Origin of the sequence: Amycolatopsis iheyensis (genome assembly GCF_024703995.1) — a bacterium.
GTDB lineage: Bacteria > Actinomycetota > Actinomycetes > Mycobacteriales > Pseudonocardiaceae > Amycolatopsis > Amycolatopsis iheyensis.
Genome location: NZ_JAMXQV010000023.1, coordinates 17657 through 36292, shown reverse-complemented (window position 1 = coordinate 36292; position 18636 = coordinate 17657). Strand labels below are relative to the sequence as shown.

Below are 18636 nucleotides of genomic sequence, written 5' to 3'. Positions count from 1 at the left end.
CGACTGTCGAGCAAATGGCCCGTTCAGTGGCACAAACGGGGGAACGCATGACCGCCGCCACACCCGCTCGGAGTACCGTTCCAGCGCGCTGGAACGGTACTCCCGGAATCCGGACGCCGGTTCCGCCGTTCGGACCGGAATTCCGCGGGGGTGATCTCCGCTACACGCGCAGTTTCGCGGCCTGCTCGGCCAGCTTCTCGATCGCGGCGGGATCGAGCGACGCCGTCAGCCACGAGCCGCCGATGCAGCCGACGTTCGGCAGGGCCAGGTACGTCGGCGCCGACGCCGCCGTGATCCCGCCGGTCGGGCAGAACCTCAGCGACGGCAGCGGCCCCGCGATCGACTTCAGGTACGCGACGCCGCCGGACGCCTCCGCCGGGAAGAACTTCAACGCCGACAGCCCGCGTTCGGCCAGCCGCATCGCCTCGGACACCGTGCTCGCGCCGGGCAGGAACGGCAGCCCGGTCTCGAAGCAGGCGTCGACGACCGCGTCGGTGCAGCCCGGCGTGACCAGGAACTTCGAGCCCGCGTCGGCGGCCTGCTTCGCCTGGTCCGGCGAGGTGACGGTGCCGGCGCCGATGACGATCTCCGGCACCTCCGTGGCGACGCGCTCGATCGCCGACAAGGCCGCCGGGGTGCGCAGGGTCAGCTCGATGACCCCGATGCCGCCGGCGAGCAGGGCCCGCGCCGTGGGCACCGCGTCGTCGACGTCGTCGATCACCACGACGGGCAGCACGGGGGACAGCTCGAGCAGGTCCTGACCGGTGGTCACTGACCGACCTCCTGGGTTGTGAAAGCGGGCATTCCGAAGTGCTCCGGAGTCAAACCGCCGAACACGGAAGCGCCCTGGTCAGCGGGGCCGACCGCACGGCGCAACGCGGCGAACAGCTCTCGGCCGGTGCCGGTCCAGGATGCTTCGGACGGCGGTGCGTCCACAAGCTCACGGCGGGCGAGTTCTTCGTCACCGACGAGCACGTCGAGGCTGCCCGAGGAGGCGTCCAGCCGCACGACGTCGCCGTCCGCGATGCGCGCGATCAGGCCGCCCGCCGCGGCTTCCGGCGTCACCTGGATGGCCGCCGGGACCTTGCCCGACGCGCCCGACATGCGGCCGTCGGTGAGCAACGCCACGGCGTGCCCGCGGTCCATCAGCACACCCAGCGCCGGGGTCAGCCCGTGCAACTCCGGCATGCCGTTGGCCCGCGGCCCCTGCTGCCGGACGACCACGACGACGTCGCGGTCCAGCTCGCCGGCCTCGAACGCGGCCTTGAACTCCTCCTGCGTCGTGAACACCCGGGCCGGCGCCTGTACGACCCGGTGCTCCGGCGCCACCGCCGACACCTTGACCACCGCGCGGCCGAGGTTGCCCTCGACCATCCGCAGCCCGCCGTCCGCGGCGAACGGGCGCCACGCCGGGCGCAGCACCTCCTCGTCGAGGCTGCGGGTCGGCACGTCGCGCCAGACGAGCTCGCCGTCGGAGAGGATCGGCTCGGCCCGGTAGCGGTGCAGCCCGAAGCCGGCGACCGTGTGCACGTCCTCGTGCAGCAGCCCGGCGTCGAGCAGCGTGCCGACCAGGAACTGGATGCCGCCGGCGGCGTGGAAGTGGTTGATGTCGGCGCTGCCGTTCGGGTAGACCCGCGCCAGCAGCGGCACGACGGCCGAGAGGTCGGCGAAGTCGTCCCAGGTCAGCTGGATGCCCGCGGCCGCGGCGATGGCGACCAGGTGCATCGTGTGGTTGGTCGACCCGCCGGTGGCGAGCAACGCGATGACGCCGTTGACGAACGCCTTTTCGTCGAGGACCCGCGAGACCGGCGTGTACTCCTCGCCGCGCGAGAGCGCGACGATCCGCCGGCCGGCCTCTTCGGTGAGCGCCTGCCGCAGCGCCGAGCCGGGCTGGACGAAGCTGGCACCGGGCAGGTGCAGGCCCATCACCTCGACGACCATCTGGTTCGAGTTGGCCGTGCCGTAGAAGGTGCAGGTGCCGGCGGAGTGGTACGACGCCGCTTCGGCGTCGAGGAGGTCTTCGCGGGTCGCGAGGCCCTCGGCGTAGAGCTGGCGGACGCGGGCCTTCTCCTTGTTCGGCAGGCCGGAGTTCATCGGCCCGGCCGGGACCAGCACCGCAGGCAGGTGGCCGAACGACAGCGCGCCGATCAGCAGGCCCGGCACGATCTTGTCGCAGACGCCCAGCAACAGCGCCGCGTCGAACATGTCGTGGGACAGCGCGATCGCCGTCGACATCGCGATGACCTCGCGGCTGAACAGGGACAGCTCCATGCCCGCGCGGCCCTGGGTGATGCCGTCGCACATGGCCGGCACGCCGCCGGCGAACTGCGCGACGCCGCCCGCGCGGCGCACGGACTTCTTCAGCCACGCCGGGTACTCCTGCATGGGCTGGTGCGCCGAGAGTAGGTCGTTGTAGGAGGACACGATCGCGACGCCCGGGGCGCGCGCGGCCCGGAGGGCTTCCTTGTCGACGCCGTCCATGGCGGCGAAGCCGTGGGCGAGGTTGCTGCACGCGAGGCCGCGGCGGACCGGGCCTTCTTCGTACGCGGCGGCCACGCGGCCGAGGTAGGCGGTGCGGGTCGCGGCACTGCGGGCGGCGATGCGCTCGGTGACGTCGGCGACGACTCGGTGCAGCTTCGGGGTGGGAGTGGGGCTCATGTCCGGCTCCGGATCACTGGTGTGTGGTGGTCCGCGGGACGGCAGCGCTGACGCCTCTGGGTCGTGACACTGGCCACAGTACCTCGGGAAAACGCCGAATCAAAATCGATTCAGAAGATCCACCCGCGTGACCCCGATCACCTCCGGAACCGTTAGTGTGCTAGTTGTCACATCTGCACGACGCGTGGCAAAGCCCTACGGCGAGCGATCGTCCGGCCGGCTCCTGCCAGCCCCACCACCACCGGGAGGCATGATGTCCACCTCCGAGATCGCCGAGCTGCGGCGAACCATCGGCCAGCTCAGGCAGTGCGTCGGCGCACTGCGCTCTCGTTACGGCGACGCTTCGGCGGTACGCCGGCTCGCGAACGACGTGGAGCGCCTCGACATCGACACCGCGGACCTCGACGGCACGCCGCTCGCGGTGCCCGCCCAGGCAAAACCCGCCGAGCGCGTACCGGTCCCCGACACGCCCTACGACCCGGCGCTGTGGCACGGCGCCGATGACGAGGGTGTCGGCGGCTACAAGCGCGACCAGCGGTGAGCGCTCCGGCTGACAACGGCGTCGGCACCGGCGTCCGGGCCCCCAGGCGGGCCCGGATCGCCGAGCGCACCCTCCGCACGGACCGGTGGTGGCTCCAGCCGCTGCTGACCGTGCTCGGACTGTCGGCGTTCATCATCTACGCGACGGTCCGGTCGTTCGTGCGCACCGCGTACTGGGTGCCCGACTACCACTACCTGACGCCGTTCTACTCACCCTGCCTGTCCACGTCCTGCGTCGAAGGCTCGAGCCACTTCGGCCACTGGTTCGGCGACCTGCCCGGGTTCATCCCGCTCGGCTTCGTCGTGCTGCCGTTCCTGCTCGGGTTCCGCCTGACCTGCTACTACTACCGCAAGGCCTACTACCGGGCCGTGTGGTTCTCCCCGCCCGCCTGCGCCGTCGCGGAACCGCACGCCAAGTACACCGGCGAGACGCGGCTGCCGCTCATCATCCAGAACGTCCACCGCTACTTCTTCTACGTGGCGCTGATCGTCTCGCTGGTCAACACCTACGACGCGATCACGGCGTTCCACGGCAAGACCGGCGGCTTCGGGTTCGGGCTGGGCAACATCATCCTGCTCGCCAACGTGGTCCTGCTGTGGGCGTACACGCTTTCCTGCCACTCGTGCCGGCACGTGACCGGTGGCCGGCTGAAGCACTTCTCCAAGCACCCGGTGCGCTACTGGATCTGGACGAAGGTCTCGAAGCTCAACACCCGCCACATGGCGCTGGCCTGGACGACGCTCGGCACGCTGGTGCTGACCGACTTCTACGTCATGCTCGTCGCCAGCGGCGCGATCTCGGATCTGAGATTCGTCAACTAGCGCACCCCTTCCCCAACAGCGAAGTCCCCAGTTCCGAGGTGGAATTCTTCTATGACCGAGGTCGAACGCCACAGCTACGACGTGGTGGTGATCGGAGCCGGTGGCGCCGGTCTGCGAGCGGTGATCGAGGCGCGCGAACGCGGTTTCCGCGTCGCCGTCGTGTGCAAGTCCCTGTTCGGCAAGGCGCACACGGTGATGGCCGAGGGCGGGTGCGCGGCGTCGATGGGCAACGCGAACTCGAACGACAACTGGCAGGTCCACTTCCGCGACACCATGCGCGGCGGCAAGTTCCTCAACAACTGGCGGATGGCCGAGCTGCACGCCAAGGAGGCGCCGGACCGCGTCTGGGAGCTGGAGACCTACGGCGCGCTGTTCGACCGCACCGCCGACGGCCGGATCAGCCAGCGCAACTTCGGCGGGCACACCTACCCGCGGCTGGCGCACGTCGGTGACCGCACCGGCCTCGAGCTGATCCGCACGATGCAGCAGAAGATCGTTTCGCTGCAGCAGGAGGACTTCGCCGAGACCGGCGACTACGAGGCGAAGATCAAGGTCTTCGCCGAGTGCACGGTCACCGAGCTGCTCACCACCGAGGGCAAGGTCGCCGGCGCGTTCGGCTACTGGCGCGAAAGCGGGCGGTTCATCCTCTTCGAGGCGCCCGCGGTCGTGCTCGCCACCGGCGGCATCGGCAAGTCGTTCAAGGTGACGTCGAACTCGTGGGAGTACACCGGCGACGGCCACGCGCTGGCCCTGCGCGCGGGCGCGAAGCTGATCAACATGGAGTTCGTCCAGTTCCACCCGACCGGGATGGTCTGGCCGCCGAGCGTCAAGGGCATCCTCGTCACCGAGGGCGTGCGCGGTGACGGCGGTGTGCTCAAGAACTCCGACGGCAAGCGGTTCATGTTCGAGTACGTGCCCGACGTCTTCAAGGGCCAGTACGCCGAAAGTGAAGAGGAAGCCGACCGCTGGTACGCCGACGCGGACAACAACCGGCGCACGCCGGACCTGCTGCCCCGCGACGAGGTGGCCCGCGCGATCAACTCCGAAGTCAAGGAGGGGCGCGGCTCCCCGCACGGCGGCGTGTTCCTCGACATCGCGAGCCGGCTGCCGACCGAGGAGATCAAGAAGCGGCTGCCGTCGATGTACCACCAGTTCAAGGAGCTGGCGGACGTCGACATCACGGCCGAGCCGATGGAGGTCGGCCCGACCTGCCACTACGTGATGGGCGGCATCGAGGTCGACCCGGACACCGCCGCGGCGAGCGTGCCCGGCCTGTTCGCCGCGGGCGAGTGCTCGGGCGGCATGCACGGGTCCAACCGGCTCGGCGGGAACTCGCTGTCGGACCTGCTGGTGTTCGGCCGTCGCGCGGGTCTGGGCGCGGCCGAGTACGTGGCCGGTCTCGACGGGCGGCCCGCCGTCAGCGAGTCCGATGTGGACGCCGCGGCGAAGATGGCGCTGGCGCCGTTCGACCCGCCCGCCGGCGCGTCGGCGGAAAACCCGTACACCCTGCACACCGAGCTGCAGCAGTCGATGAACGACCTGGTCGGCATCATCCGCAAGGCCGGGGAGATCGAGCAGGCGCTGGTGAAGCTCGCCGAGCTGCGGCAGCGGATCCTGCACGTCACGGTGGAAGGGCACCGGCAGTTCAACCCGGGCTGGCACCTCGCGGTCGACCTGCGCAACATGCTGATGGTCAGCGAGTGCGTCGCGAAGGCGGCGCTGACGCGGACCGAGAGCCGCGGCGGGCACACCCGGGACGACTTCCCGGGCATGGACGCCGAGTGGCGGCACAAGCTGCTGGTCTGTGCGGCGTCGGAGGGGGACAATCCCGTCGTCCCGGACATCGGCGTCACGGTGGCGGAGCAGGTGCCGCTGCGGCAGGACCTGCTGGAGCTGTTCGAGTTCGGTGAGCTCGGGAAGTACTACACCGACAACGAGCTCGAAGCGCACCCCGGGAGCAAAGCATGAGCTACAAGGCGAGTTTCCGGGTCTGGCGCGGCGACGACACGGCCGGCGAGCTGCAGGACTTCACGGTGGAGGTGAACGAGGGCGAAGTCGTCCTCGACATCATCCACCGGCTGCAGGCCACGCAGGCGTCGGACCTCGCGGTGCGCTGGAACTGCAAGGCGGGCAAGTGCGGCTCCTGCTCGGCGGAGATCAACGGCAAGCCTCGCCTGCTGTGCATGACGCGGATGTCGACGTTCACCGAGGAAGAGGTGATCACGGTGACGCCGCTGCGGACGTTCCCCGTGATCCGCGACCTGGTCACCGACGTGTCGTTCAACTACACGAAGGCACGCGAAATCCCGTCGTTCACCCCGCCCGCCGACCTCAAGCCCGGCGAATACCGGATGCAGCAGGTGGACGTCGAGCGGTCGCAGGAGTTCCGCAAGTGCATCGAGTGCTTCCTGTGCCAGAACACCTGCCACGTGGTGCGTGACCACGAGGAGAACAAGGAGTCCTTCGCCGGGCCGCGCTACCTGATGCGGATCGCGGAGCTGGAGATGCACCCGCTCGACGTCGCCGATCGGCGTGACGCGGCGCAGGAGGAGCACGGGCTCGGCTACTGCAACATCACCAAGTGCTGCAGCGAGGTCTGCCCGGAAGGCATCCACATCACCGACAACGCGCTGATCCCGATGAAGGAGCGCGTCGCGGACCGCAAGTACGACCCCATCGTGTGGCTGGGCAACAAGCTCTTCCGCCGGGACAAGTGACGCTCGCCCGTTCGACGCTCGCGAACCGTGTGCGGGCCGCCCTCGAGGCGGCTGAAGCCGGTTCGCGAGCTTCGTTACGGGGCTCGCTCGCGCGCGGGACCGCGGACGACTACAGCGACATCGACGTCGAGTGGCTGGTGCCCGCGGCCGCGTTTCCCGGCTGCGTGGACGTCGTGCCGGTGTTGTCGGCAGTGCGGCCGGTGGCGGCGGTGCGGTTCTCCCCGGACTTCCTGCATTCGCCGGTGCAGCGGCTCGTCTTCGTGCGCTTCGAGGGCGTGTCCGTGTTCTGGCGGCTCGATCTGGACATCCGTACTGACGCGGCCGACGACCGGCCCGGGCCGGCGGCCGAGGGCGAATGGTCGCGGCCCGCGAGCGCGTTGGCCAACGCGCTCGGCGCGGTGAAGGCCGTCGCACGTGGTCGGTTCGAGGACGCGCGGGGGTTGCTCGACCGGGGCTTCACGCGGATCGGCTCCGCCGACCGAGCCACCGGCGACTGGGCGGCCGACGTCGGCCGGCTGGCTGCCGCTTGCGCGCGTCTCGAGCCGGGGCTGGCCGGGTTCGCGGCGGAAGTCGCCGCGTCCGCGTGACAAGGTGGGGCCATGGAGATCGAGAAGCTGGAGCCGTCGGCTGACCGCGCCGTGATCGAACGGATCGCGGCCCTGGTCAACCAGGTCTACGCCGAGTCCGAGAAGGGGCTTTGGCAGGGGAGCACCGACCGGACTTCCGCCGACGAAGTCGCCGGGTTCGTGCGGGCCGGGGAGATCGCCGTCGCCTTCGTGGATGGTGACTTCGCCGGCTCCGTGCGAGTGCGGCGGCTCGACGACGCGACCGGTGAGTTCGGCATGCTCGCCGCCGATCCCGCGCGCCGCGGCGCCGGCGTCGGGCGGGAGCTCGTGGCGTTCGCCGAACGCTCGTGCCGTGCCGCCGGCTGCCGGGAGATGCAGCTCGAACTGCTCGTGCCGCGTGAGTGGACGCATCCGTCGAAGCAGTTCCTCGCCGAGTGGTACGACCGGCTCGGCTACCGCGTGACGCACCGCGCCGACCTCGCCGAGGACTACCCGCACCTCGCGCCTTCGCTGGCCACGCCCTGCGACTTCCTCGTCTACCGCAAGGCGCTCGCGTGAGCGTGCTCGCCGGGGCGCGGGTGCTCGACCCCGACACCGGGGAGACCACGCGCGCGGACGTCCGGCTCGACGGCGACCGGATCGCCGAGGTCGGGCCGGCCCTCGACGGCGACCCGCGGGTCGACTGCTCGGGTGGGCTGCTGATCCCCGGGCTCATCGACTGCCACGTGCACGTCGCCTTCCCGCGGCCCGAGCCGTTGCCGCGCAGCGCCCGGATCCTCGAAGCCGTGCCGGTGCTGCGGGGGTTGCTCGCCCGTGGCATCACCACCGTCCGCGACGCCTGGGGCGCCGACGCCGGCTTCAAGCACGCCTTGCGTTCCGGCTGGATCACCGGCCCCGACCTCCTCGTCAGCTTGCGTCAGCTGGGCCCGACCGGCGGGCTCGGGGACAGCTGGGAGCCGCCGGCGGGCGCCGTCGACCACTTCGGGGACCCGTCGCTGCCCGATCCGCTGTTCGACGGGCCGGACGCGGCACGCGCGGCCGTCCGCCGGATGGTGCGCGCCGGCGCCGACTGGATCAAGGTCGGCGCGAGCGGCGCCATGCGGGCGGTCCGCGACGGCGTCGACGTCCGCCCGACCGACGACGAGCTCGCCGCCTTGGTCGACGAAGCCCGCCGCTGCGGCCGGGACGTCCTGGCGCACGCGCACACGTCCGCCGCGGTCGTCTCGGCCGCCCGCGCCGGCGCACGCAGCGTCGAGCACGGCACCTTCCTCGACGACTCCGCCGTCGCGGCCCTGAGCGACGCTTGGTACGTGCCGACGCTCTCGCCGATCAGCACCGGCGAGTTCGCCGACACGCACCGGCGCTCGCTGCGCCTGGCGGCGGAAGCGGGTGTCCGCATCGCCGCCGGCTCCGACCTCGCCCCGCGTCCTCATGTCGACTTGACGACCGAGCTGCGCCTGCTGGCTTCGGTGCTCGGCGACGCGGCCGCCCTGAAGGCGGCCACGTCCGAGGCGGCGCGGTTGCTCCGGCTCGACGACGACCGCGGCCGGGTCGAGCCGGGCTTGCGCGCGGACCTGGTGCTGCTCGACGGCCCGGACCTGGACGTGACGGATATTTCCGGCCGGGTCCGGGCCGTCTGGCACGACGGGAACCGGGTCAGGTCGTCATGAGATCGAACTCCTCGGCCAGCCGGACCAGGAGCTCCCGGGACGCTCGTTCGGACAAGGCAGCCTCCTCAAGCCGCGTGCGGAGGACGTAGAAGGCTTCGACCGCCACGCGCTCGTCGATGAACAACGCCGCGGCGAAGGTTTCCTCGTAGGCCACCGGCGGGTGGTCGTCGAACTCCATGATCGTGAACCGGCTGCCGACCAGGTGGTACGGCGGCGCGGACAGCGGGACGACGCGGATCGTGCAGTGCGGCAGGTTGGTGGCCAGCACCAGGTACTGCAGCTGTTCGTGCATCAGGGCCGGGTCGCGCAGGACGGATCTCAGGGTGTGCTCGTAGACGAAGTAGGTGCAGTGGGGCGGGTTTCGCCGCTGCAGCAGCTGCTGCCGGTCGAGCCGGGACTGGATCAGCTGCTTCAGCCTGCCGGCGGTGTACCGGCCGGACAGCTCGTAGACCGTGCGCACGTAGTCTTCGGTCTGGAGCATGACCGGCAGGGCCATCGGGCTGTTCGAAATTACGCTGGTGGCGAGGTTTTCCTGGATGATGAGGGACTTCATCGGGTCGGCCAGCTGGTCGTAGTACGGGCGCACCCAGTACAGCTCGCTCGGCGGCCGGGTCAGCTCCAGCAGCCGCGCGCGCTCCGGGGCCTCGGTGCCGCAGTGGGCGAGGTAGATCGCCGCGTCGATCGGGGAGATGCGCCGGCCGTTTTCCCAGCCGGACACCTTCGACGCCGACCAGTGGGCGCGCCGCGCGACTTCACGCAGCGACAGTTGTTTCGACTCGCGCTGGGTCTTCAACTCCGCACCCATCTCGCGGGTGCGCACCGTGCTCTTTTCGGTCATGCCCGCACGCTAAGGGCAAGCACCGACAAAATGTCCCTTGCCGCGCAGGGGTTCACCGGAACGGATGTTGTGTTCTGCCTGTGTGACAAAGGATTCCGGCTGCGAAGCGGTGCGAAGCAGCTTCGCACATTGAAGCGTGCTTCGCAGTCTTAAGGGGGTGGAATGGGGGTGTGGACTTCGGTTTGGGAATCGGTTCGAGGTGCCGGTTCTTTGTCGTATCTTTGGGGCAATGCGGTGTATCGACAGGAGGTGTTCGTGGGCCGATGTGCGGGAGCAGACGATCATTTCGTCGTCGGCGCCGACGCGCGCTGAACCAATGCCGGCCGCCGCGGCTGATTGAGGCAACTCCAGCCGGCGCCCACGCGCGCCGGCCCGAGCGGTGGTTGACTGCGCACATGGCTGAGCCGAAACCACGTGACCTGGCCGCACTCCTCCTGACCCTGACGGTCGTCACCGGGGTCGTCGACGCCGTCAGCTTCCTCGGGCTGGGCCGCGTCTTCGTGGCCAACATGACCGGGAACGTCGTCTTCCTCGGGTTCGCCGCGGCCGGCGAGACGACGCTGTCCGTGCTCGCGTCGCTGACCGCGGTGCTGGCCTTCCTCGCCGGTGCGCTGGCCGGCGGCCGGCTCGCGCGGACCGACGACGACTACGGCGCCCTCCGCCAGGCCACGGCGGTGCAAGCAGCGCTGGTCGCCGCCGCCGTCGTGCTGTCCGCGACGCTCGGCAGTGGGTCGCGGCTGGGCAGTGAGCTGCTGATCGTCGTGCTGGGGGTGGCCATGGGCCTGCAGAACGCCGCCGTCCGGCGGATCGGGGCTCCCGATCTCACCACCACCGTCCTGACCATGACCCTGACCGGCTTCGCCGCGGACTCCAAAGCGGCCGGCGGGGCCGGGGCGCACCCCCTTCGCAAGGTGGCCGCGGTCGCCGCGATGCTGATGGGCGCCTTCGCGGGCGGGCTGCTGCAGCTGCACGTCGCGATGTGGACCGCGTTGACGCTCGCCCTCGTGCTGATCCTCGGCGTGCTGGTCGTGCTTCAGCTCAACCGAGCGCGCGGCCGCCGTCGACCAGCAGCCGCTGGCCCGTGACGAACCCCGCCTCCTCCGACGCGAAGAAGCTCACCGCCGCCGCGATGTCCTCCGGGGTGCCCAGCCGGCCCGACGGGACCGACGCGCGGTACTGCTCGCGCTCCGCCGCCGGCACCTCCGCGTGCCGCTCCACCGGGATGAACCCCGGGGCCACCGTGTTGACCGTGATGCCGTCCGGGGCCAGCTCACGCGCCCACGCGCGGGTCAGGCCGATCTGGGCGCTCTTCGCCGTCGCGTACGCCGAGCGGCCCGGTGGTGGGCGGTCCGCCACCTCGGAGTCGACGTGCACGATGCGGCCGTGGCCGCGCGCCCGCATGCCCGGCAGCACCGCGTGCCCCAGCAGCACCGGTGAGCGCACGAAGAAGTCCAGCTGCGCCAGGTGATCCGGCCAGTCCACTTGCGACACCGGCGCCTCCGGCTGCGGCCCGGTCGCGTTGAGCACCAGCACGGTGACCGGCCCGAGCAACGCCGTGACGGCGTCGACGAGCTCGCCGACCTGGCGCCGGTCGGTGACGTCCGCCGCGAAGGCACCCGCCCGGCCGCCTTCGGCGAGGATGCTTTCGGCGGCGGTCTTGAGGTCGGTGTCGTCGTGGTGGCCGTTGACCGCGACGGCGAACCCGTCGCGGGCCAGTCTCCGCGCGATCACCCGGCCCAGGCCGCGGGAGCTGCCGGTCACCAGTGCGACACTCATGCGCCCGACGCTAGGGGAGACCCCGGGACACGACAAGGCCCCCGGGACGGATCCCGGGGGCCTCGAACGAGTGACTCAGGCGGACGCGGCCACGACGTCCTCGGCCGCCGTCGTCGTCGCCATGACCTTCTTGTTGCGGCGGTTGCGGCGCTCCAGGTACGTCGCCAGCGCCGTGAGCAGCAGGCACATCACGACGTAGATGGCGGTCGCCACGATCGTCGACGGCACGATCGGCCGGCCGAACGCACCCTGCGAGCCGATGTAGCGCGCGTAGTACAGCAGCTCCTGGTACGTGATGATGAAGCCGAGCGCGGTGTCCTTGAGCAGCACGACGAGCTGGCTGATGATCGTCGGCAGCATCGCCCGGATCGCCTGCGGCAGCAGGACCAGGAACATCACCTGCGTCTTGCGCATGCCGAGGGCGTACGCGGCTTCGCTCTGACCCTTCGGCAGCGACTGGATGCCCGCGCGGAAGACCTCCGCGAGCACCGAGCCGTTGTACAGCGTCAGGCCGAACACCACGCCGAGGAACGGCGTCATCGGCACGCCGATCGTCGGCAGGCCGAAGTAGAAGAAGAACATCAGGATCAGCGCCGGGATGGCGCGGAAGAACTCCACGACGAACCCGGCGATCCCGCGGATCCACGCGTGGTCGGACAACCGGCCCGCCGCGAAGATCGCGCCGAAGACCAGCGCCAGCACCGTCGCGGCCGCGAACGCCTCGAGCGTCGCCAGCACCGCGTTGGCCAGGTCGCTCTGGACCTGCGCGTACTGCAGCCACTCCCACTTGCGGGCGGTGAACTGGCCGCTGTCGTAGAAGCGCCAGCCGACGTAGCCGATGAAGGCCACGACCACGATGATGCCGACGACGGCGTAGCTGCGGTAGCGCAGCCGGGCCTTCGGCCCCGGGACGTCGAAGAGGACATTGCTCATCGGGCCACGCTCCAGCGCTTCTCCAGGCTGCGTTGGACGAACGACAGCACGGCGACCAGGATGATGAAGCCGAGGGCCACCCACAGCAGGCCGACCAGCTGGCTTTCACCGCGTTCGGACAGGTACGCGCGGATCGCGCCGGCCTCGGCGACGGAGAAACCGGCGGCGATGGTGGTGTTCTTCAGCAGCGCGATCAGGGTGCTGATCAGCGGCGGCACGACCGAGCGCAGCGCCTGCGGCAGCACGACCTGGCCGAGGATCTGGCCGAAGGTCAGCCCCAGCGCCCGGCCCGCCTCGGCCTGGCCGACCGGCACCGTGTTGATGCCCGAACGCACGACCTCGCAGATGAACGCCGAGGTGTAGACGATCAGCGCGGTCAGGGCGGCCGGGAAGTAGTCGAGCTTGACGATGTCCAGCAGCGGGTACGCGAAGACGAAGAACGCGAACACCAGCGTCAGCGGAGTGTTGCGGGCGATCGTCACGTACGCCGTGCCGACGGCGCGGAACACCGGAACCGGGCTCACGCGCAGCATCGCCAGGATCGTGCCCCAGATCAGGCTGCCGACCGCCGCGAGCACGAACAGCTCGATCGTGCGGAGGAAGAACGGACCGAACAGGTCCAGGTTGTTGAGCAGGACGTCCATGGAGCCTTCCCCGCGTCCGTGGTCAGGTGGATGTGAGAGGCCGGTGGACCGGGAACACCCGATCCACCGGCCTCAGGTCACGTCAGTACTTCTCGAGGGTCGGCTTCTTGGCCTGCGAGCCCGACTTGCCGAGGGTCGCGTCGTAGATCTTCTGCCAGGTGCCGTCGTCCAGCGCCTTCTGCAGGATCTCGTTGACCTTGTCGCGCAGGACCTTGTCGTCCTTGTTCAGGCCGATGCCGTACTTCTCCGTGGAGAACGGCTGGCCGACGACCTTCAGGCTGTCCGGCTCCTGGGCCGCGTAGCCCTTGAGGATCGCGTCGTCGGTCGTGACCGCGTCGACGTCCTTCGACTGCAGCTTCTCGACGCACTGCGAGTACTTCTGGAACTCGACGATGTTGCCCGGCTCGGTCAGGTTCTCCGAGCGGATCTTCTGGATCGGCGTCGAGCCGGTGACCGAGCAGACCTTCTTGCCCTTGAGGGTGTCCTTGCCGGTGATGGACGTGTCGTCCTTGCGCACCAGCAGGTCCTGACCGGCGACGAAGTACGGGCCGGCGAAGGAGACGAGCGCCTTGCGCTTGTCGGTGATCGAGTACGTGCCGACGTAGTAGTTCACGTCGCCGTTGGCGATCGTCTGCTCGCGGGCGCCGGAGTCGACCGTGCGGAAGGTGATCTTCGACGGGTCGAAGCCGAGGCCGGCCGAGACCAAGCGCGCGATCTCGATGTCGAAGCCCTCGAACTTGCCGGTCGTCGGGTCCTTCTGGCCGAGGCCGGGCTGGTCGTCCTTGGCGCCGACGGTCAGCGCGCCCGCGGCCTTCATCTTGGCGAACACCGGGGAGCCGGCCAGGTCGACGCCGGTCGCGACCGGGTAGGTCGGCAGCGCCGCGGCGCTCGAGCCGTTCTGGTCACCCGAGCCCGGCGAGGTCGGCGTGCCTTCCTTGCCGCAGGCGGTGAGGGTGGTCAGCGTCAGACCACCCACGAGCACTCCCACCGCGAGGGTGCGGATCCTCATGTGAATCTCTCCTGTGTGTCGTCACCCGCGACGCAGCGGCGTCGCGGAACGTTCTCTCAGTGGGTCAAGATCTTGCCGAGGAAGTCCTTCGCGCGCTCGCTCTTGGGCGCGGTGAAGAACTCTTCCGGCGTCGTGTCCTCGACGATCTCGCCGTCGGCCATGAAGATCACCCGATCGGCTGCCCGGCGGGCGAAGCCCATCTCGTGGGTGACGACCAGCATCGTCATGCCGTCCTTGGCCAGGCCCGTCATGACGTCGAGGACCTCCTGGACCATTTCCGGGTCCAGCGCCGAGGTCGGCTCGTCGAACAGCATCACCTTGGGCCGCATGGCCAGCGCCCGGGCGATGGCGACGCGCTGCTGCTGACCGCCCGAGAGCTGGGCCGGGTACTTGTCGGCCTGGTTGGCGATGCCGACGCGCTCCAGCAGCTCCATCGCCGTCTTGCGGGCTTCGGCCTGCCCGGTCTTGCGGACCTTCACCGGCGCGAGCATGACGTTCTCGACGATCGTCTTGTGCGCGAAGAGGTTGAACGACTGGAACACCATGCCGACGTCGGCGCGCAGCGCCGCCAGGGCCTTGCCCTCGGCGGGCAGGGGAACGCCGTCGACGGCGATCTCGCCCGAGTTGATCGGCTCGAGCCGGTTGATGGCCCGGCACAGGGTCGACTTGCCCGACCCGGACGGACCGAGCACCACCACGACCTGGCCGCGAGGCACCTCGAGCGTGATCTCCCTGAGCACGTGCAGGTCGCCGAAGTACTTGTTCACGGCGGACGCCTTGATCATCGGCGCCGCCACCTCCGCGGTCATCTGGCCTCCAGGGTCGTTCGGATGCGGCAAGGGTCACCACAGATGGCGAGAACCTACCGTTGCTTTACCGGCTGGCAAGGCCGCTTGAGCAATACTTAGGGTTTCAAGTGGGTATCGATGTCCATTTTGGGCCGGATCGGCGGCCGCGCCACTCCGCTTCACCGAGAGTGACCGTCCGGGTGGCCGGTGCGCCCTTCGCCCGGACGTCCTAGAGTTCGTCGCTACCGGCCGGTGAAGCAGGTCACCATGGGAGGCGGACGGGTGCGGGTGCTGCTGGTGGAGGACGACGACCGGGTCGCGGGCGCCCTCATCCCGGCGCTGACCCGCCGTGGCCTGGCGATCGCCCGGCTGGCCACCGGCGCCGGCGTGCTCGACCGCGTGCACGAGGTCGACGTCATCCTGCTCGACCTGGGCCTGCCCGACATCGACGGCGTGACGCTGTGCCGCCAGATCCGCGCGGTCAGCGACGTCGCGATCATCGTCGTGTCGGCGCGCGGCGAGGTCGACGACCGGATCCAGGGGCTGCGCGCGGGCGCCGACGACTACCTGGTCAAGCCCTACGACGTCGAAGAGCTGATGGCCCGGGTCGAGGCGGTGCGCCGCCGCCGCGGCGAGCACGCCGCCGCCGAGCCGGTGGTGATCCGGGTCGGCGACGTCAGCGTCGACCTGTCCCGGCACGAGGTGCTCGTCGACGGGCAGGCGGTCGCGCTGTCGCGCAAGGAGTTCCAGGTGCTCGCGCTGGTGGCGGGCGCGCGGGGCGCGGTCTGCTCGCGTGAGCACGTGCTCACCGAGGTGTGGGGGCACCGCGGGCCCGCGGAGAGCCGGTCGCTCGACGTCCACGTCGCGACGCTGCGGACGAAGCTGGGCCGGCCGACGCTGATCGAGACGGTCCGCGGGGTCGGCTACCGGCTCGGCGGCCAGGTCGCCCGGAGCTGAGGGGCGTGCGCTTCCGGCTGCAGGGCATCGTGCTGACGCTGGTCGCGTTGCTGGTGTTCGGCCTGGGCATCCCGCTGGCCCGGTCGATCGCCGCCGGCGCGCAGCAGGACCTGTTCCTCGACCGGCTGACCGACACCGCCCGCTTCGCGTCGCTGGCGCAGCGCCCGCTGCTGGACAACAAGCCGTGGCTGCTCGAGCCGGACCTGCACCGCTACACCGAGGTCTACGGCGTCCGGGTGGTCGTCGTCGACCAGGACGGCAGGCCGGTCGCGCGGTCGGACGCCGAGCCGATCGACCTGAAGGCCGAGCGGCTCAGCGACCCGGTCCACGAAGCGCTGGCCGGGCGCCGCTCCCAGCCCGCCGGCGTGCTGATGCCGTGGGACGACACACCGCTGGTGCTCGCCGAGCCCGTGCTCGCGGACGGCGAGGTGCGGGGCGCGGTGGTCAGCGTGTCCGACACCGGCTCCGAGCGGGCCGACGTCCTGTGGTGGTGGCTGCTGCTCGCCGCGGGCGGGATCCTCGCCTTCACCCTCGCGCTGGCCGTGGCGATCCCGGTGGTCCGCTGGATCCTGCGGCCGGTGCACCGGCTCGACGACGCGACCGGCGCGCTCGTGGCCTCGGTGGTCAGCGGGCGGGAGGCCGAGCCGGTGGGGGAGAGCGGCGGGCCGCCGGAGCTGCGCCAGCTCGGCCGCTCCTTCGACCGGATGGCCGCGAGTGTGTCCGGCGCGCTGGCCGCGCAGCGCGCGTTCGTCGCCGACGCCTCGCACCAGCTGCGCAACCCGTTGACGGCGTTGAAGATCCGGCTCGGCAACCTCGACGGCCACGTGGTGGACGAGCAGTCCGCCGCCGACCTCGACGCCGCGCGCGTCGACGCCGGCCGGCTGCACCAGATCCTCGACGGCCTGCTCTCGATGGCCCGCGCCGAGGCCTCCGGCGGCGAGCTGGACCCGGTGGCGCTCGACGAGGTCGTCACCGAACGGGTCGCCGACTGGTCGGTGGTCGGCGAGGCCCGGGACGTGCGGCTGGTGGTCGACACCGACGCGAGCGAGGGCGCGCGGGTGCGGATGCCGCCGCGCGGCGCCGAAACGATCCTGGACGCGCTGCTCGACAACGCGCTGAAGTTCACCGCGGCCGGCACCGAGATCCGGGTCGCCGTCCGCCGCGACGGCGACCGCGTCGCGCTGTCGGTGCGCGACCACGGGCCGGGGCTGCGCCCGGACGAGCTCGAGCGCGCACTGGACCGGTTCTGGCGCAGCCCGGCGCACCAGAACGTGCCCGGCTCGGGTCTGGGCCTGGCGATCGTCAGCGAGCTGACCGCGCATTCCGACGGCGAGCTGACGCTCGACCTGCCCGAAGGCGGCGGCCTGCGGATCTCGATGACGTTCCCGGCGGCTTAGGTCTTCTGCGCGCGGTAGTAGCGCAACGCGCCCGGGTGCAGCGGGATCGGCTGGGTCTCGATGCCCGGGTGCACGTCGATCGACAGCGCCGCCGGGTTGGCCGCGGCCAGCTGCCCGCGCGCGTCGAACAGGCCGCGGACCAGCGCCTCGGCGACGTCGTCGCGCATCGAGCTCGAGACCACCAGGAAGTTGGGCACCACCAGCGTGGTGACCGGGCCGGCCTGGTTGTAGGTGCTGGCCGGGATCGACGCGATGCCGTACACCTGGTTGAGCGCCTGCATCTTCGGCATCACGTCGGCGATGTCGAGCAGGCGCAATGACTTCGCGTCGTTGTAGCGGGACAGGAACGGCGTCGGCAGGCCGCCGGACCAGAAGAAGGCGTCGACGTCGCCCTTCAGCAGCGCGTTGATGGAGTCTTCGAGGCCGCGCGTGGAAGTGGTGACCTTGCCGGCCAGGCCGGTGGCCTGCAGCAGCCGTTCGGCGATGTACTCGACGCCCGAAGACGGCGAGCCGATCGCGATCTTCCGGCCCGCCAGCTGGCCGACGCTGGTGATGTCGGAGTCGGTGCGCACGACGATGTGCAGGTAGTCGTCGTGGATCCGGGCGAGCGCGGCCAGCCGCGGGTCCTTCTTGTTCTCGTCGGTGGCCACGTCCGCGGCGACGAACGCGACGTCGGCCTGGCCGCCGAGCACCTTCGCGACGTTGTCCGGCGAGCCCTGGGTCTGCAGGACCTGCGGCCGTTCGATGTCCAGGCCGTTCTGCCACGCGGTGGCGAGGGTCTGGGCGAGCTTGTCGTAGACCCCGCCGGGGTTGCCCGCGGCGATCCGCAGCTCGAGCGTGCCGAAGCCGGCGGTGCAGGCGGACAGGACCAGGGTGAGGGCGGCCGCCATCGCGAGTGCGCGCATCCGCCGGGTCGAGGCCACGGCCTGATCGTGCCAGACTCAGCCGACTTCGGTCAGCTTGCCGGTGGCGACGTCGAAGACGAACCCGCGCACGGAGTCCTTCTTCGGGATGAACGGGCTGCTGCGGATCCGCGCGATGGACTGGCGGACGTCGGTGTCGAGGTCGGTGAAGGCTTCGGCGGCCCAGGCCGGCTTGACGCCGACGTCCTCCAGGATGGACTGCTTGAAGCCGTCGTCGGTGAAGGTGAGCATGCCGCAGTCGGTGTGGTGGATGAGGATGATCTCCTCGGTGACCACACCGCCGGCGTTGCGGATGACGTGGGCTTCGCCTTCCGGAAGTGGTCCCGAGAACCGCGCGGCGTAGTCGGCGTTGTTGGCCAGGAGCTCGTCGGTGACGGACATGGTGATCCTTCCCTGGG

Annotated in this window: 20 protein-coding genes; 10 read left to right on the top strand and 10 right to left on the bottom strand. The window is 70.5% G+C overall.

Annotation, left to right across the window (positions count from 1 at the left end; genetic code table 11):
- Nucleotides 1–160: 160 nt before the first annotated feature.
- Together eda and edd are read right to left on the bottom strand one after the other, a co-directional pair.
- Entirely contained in the window at nt 161–772 is a 612-nt protein-coding gene (eda, locus tag M8542_RS35340; protein ID WP_257924672.1) for a bifunctional 4-hydroxy-2-oxoglutarate aldolase/2-dehydro-3-deoxy-phosphogluconate aldolase, read from the bottom strand.
- A complete protein-coding gene (edd, locus tag M8542_RS35335; protein ID WP_257924671.1) occupies nt 769–2658 on the bottom strand; it encodes a phosphogluconate dehydratase in 1890 nt (629 codons plus the stop codon). The genes eda and edd overlap by 4 nt, the downstream gene beginning before the upstream one ends.
- Before the next feature lie 253 nt (nt 2659–2911).
- Between edd and M8542_RS35330 the strand changes: the two genes are divergently transcribed.
- From M8542_RS35330 to M8542_RS35300, 7 genes are read left to right on the top strand one after another with little or no spacing between them, the layout of a single operon-like run.
- Nucleotides 2912–3199, top strand: coding sequence for an Rv0250c family protein (locus M8542_RS35330; protein WP_163046790.1), 288 nt, complete (start codon nt 2912–2914; stop codon nt 3197–3199).
- Nucleotides 3196–4020 carry a succinate dehydrogenase subunit SdhC gene (gene sdhC / locus M8542_RS35325; RefSeq protein ID WP_257924670.1) on the top strand — a complete coding sequence of 275 codons (825 nt, stop codon included), beginning with the start codon at nt 3196–3198 and terminating at the stop codon, nt 4018–4020. The genes M8542_RS35330 and sdhC overlap by 4 nt, the downstream gene beginning before the upstream one ends.
- A 51-nt stretch (nt 4021–4071) precedes the next feature.
- Nucleotides 4072–5988 carry a fumarate reductase/succinate dehydrogenase flavoprotein subunit gene (locus M8542_RS35320; protein ID WP_257924669.1) on the top strand — a complete coding sequence of 639 codons (1917 nt, stop codon included), beginning with the start codon at nt 4072–4074 and terminating at the stop codon, nt 5986–5988.
- Complete coding sequence (locus tag M8542_RS35315; protein ID WP_257924668.1) at nt 5985–6737, top strand: succinate dehydrogenase/fumarate reductase iron-sulfur subunit; 753 nt, start codon at nt 5985–5987, stop codon at nt 6735–6737. Before M8542_RS35320 ends, M8542_RS35315 begins: the two co-directional genes overlap by 4 nt.
- Nucleotides 6734–7324: a nucleotidyltransferase domain-containing protein gene (locus M8542_RS35310; protein WP_257924667.1), complete on the top strand. Its 591-nt coding sequence runs from the start codon at nt 6734–6736 to the stop codon at nt 7322–7324. The genes M8542_RS35315 and M8542_RS35310 overlap by 4 nt, the downstream gene beginning before the upstream one ends.
- 12 nt (nt 7325–7336) lie before the next feature.
- Nucleotides 7337–7861 carry a GNAT family N-acetyltransferase gene (locus M8542_RS35305; RefSeq protein WP_257924666.1) on the top strand — a complete coding sequence of 175 codons (525 nt, stop codon included), beginning with the start codon at nt 7337–7339 and terminating at the stop codon, nt 7859–7861.
- On the top strand, nt 7858–8973 hold the full coding sequence (locus M8542_RS35300; RefSeq protein WP_257924665.1) for an amidohydrolase family protein: 1116 nt from the start codon (nt 7858–7860) through the stop codon (nt 8971–8973). Before M8542_RS35305 ends, M8542_RS35300 begins: the two co-directional genes overlap by 4 nt.
- Here the strand turns inward: M8542_RS35300 and M8542_RS35295 are convergent.
- Nucleotides 8960–9811: a helix-turn-helix domain-containing protein gene (locus tag M8542_RS35295; RefSeq protein WP_257924664.1), complete on the bottom strand. Its 852-nt coding sequence runs from the start codon at nt 9809–9811 to the stop codon at nt 8960–8962. The genes M8542_RS35300 and M8542_RS35295 overlap by 14 nt on opposite strands.
- A gap of 395 nt (nt 9812–10206) precedes the next feature.
- Here M8542_RS35295 and M8542_RS35290 point away from each other — a divergent pair, with 395 nt between their 5' ends.
- Nucleotides 10207–10896 (top strand): YoaK family protein, encoded by a 690-nt coding sequence (locus M8542_RS35290; protein ID WP_257924663.1) that lies wholly within the window; start codon nt 10207–10209, stop codon nt 10894–10896.
- On the opposite strand, the gene M8542_RS35285 is transcribed toward M8542_RS35290, so the two are convergent.
- The 5 genes from M8542_RS35285 to M8542_RS35265 all read right to left on the bottom strand — a co-directional run bounded on the left by M8542_RS35285 (nt 10850) and on the right by M8542_RS35265 (nt 14958).
- Complete coding sequence (locus M8542_RS35285) at nt 10850–11587, bottom strand: SDR family NAD(P)-dependent oxidoreductase (RefSeq protein ID WP_257924662.1); 738 nt, start codon at nt 11585–11587, stop codon at nt 10850–10852. The genes M8542_RS35290 and M8542_RS35285 overlap by 47 nt on opposite strands.
- A 75-nt stretch (nt 11588–11662) precedes the next feature.
- Nucleotides 11663–12520 carry an amino acid ABC transporter permease gene (locus M8542_RS35280; protein WP_257924661.1) on the bottom strand — a complete coding sequence of 286 codons (858 nt, stop codon included), beginning with the start codon at nt 12518–12520 and terminating at the stop codon, nt 11663–11665.
- Nucleotides 12517–13164, bottom strand: coding sequence for an amino acid ABC transporter permease (locus tag M8542_RS35275; protein ID WP_257924660.1), 648 nt, complete (start codon nt 13162–13164; stop codon nt 12517–12519). Before M8542_RS35275 ends, M8542_RS35280 begins: the two co-directional genes overlap by 4 nt.
- A gap of 82 nt (nt 13165–13246) precedes the next feature.
- Nucleotides 13247–14173, bottom strand: a complete 927-nt coding sequence (locus M8542_RS35270) for a glutamate ABC transporter substrate-binding protein (protein WP_257924659.1) — start codon at nt 14171–14173, stop codon at nt 13247–13249.
- 56 nt (nt 14174–14229) lie between these two features.
- Entirely contained in the window at nt 14230–14958 is a 729-nt protein-coding gene (locus tag M8542_RS35265; protein WP_257924795.1) for an amino acid ABC transporter ATP-binding protein, read from the bottom strand.
- A gap of 285 nt (nt 14959–15243) precedes the next feature.
- On the opposite strand from M8542_RS35265, the gene M8542_RS35260 reads away from it, so the two are divergent.
- Nucleotides 15244–15918: a response regulator transcription factor gene (locus tag M8542_RS35260; protein ID WP_257924794.1), complete on the top strand. Its 675-nt coding sequence runs from the start codon at nt 15244–15246 to the stop codon at nt 15916–15918.
- 5 nt (nt 15919–15923) lie between these two features.
- A complete protein-coding gene (locus M8542_RS35255; protein ID WP_257924658.1) occupies nt 15924–17315 on the top strand; it encodes a sensor histidine kinase in 1392 nt (463 codons plus the stop codon).
- On the opposite strand, the gene M8542_RS35250 is transcribed toward M8542_RS35255, so the two are convergent.
- Nucleotides 17312–18238, bottom strand: coding sequence for a TAXI family TRAP transporter solute-binding subunit (locus M8542_RS35250; protein WP_257924657.1), 927 nt, complete (start codon nt 18236–18238; stop codon nt 17312–17314). The genes M8542_RS35255 and M8542_RS35250 overlap by 4 nt on opposite strands.
- A gap of 18 nt (nt 18239–18256) precedes the next feature.
- Nucleotides 18257–18619: a beta-class carbonic anhydrase gene (locus M8542_RS35245; protein ID WP_257924656.1), complete on the bottom strand. Its 363-nt coding sequence runs from the start codon at nt 18617–18619 to the stop codon at nt 18257–18259.
- Nucleotides 18620–18636: the final 17 nt, after the last annotated feature.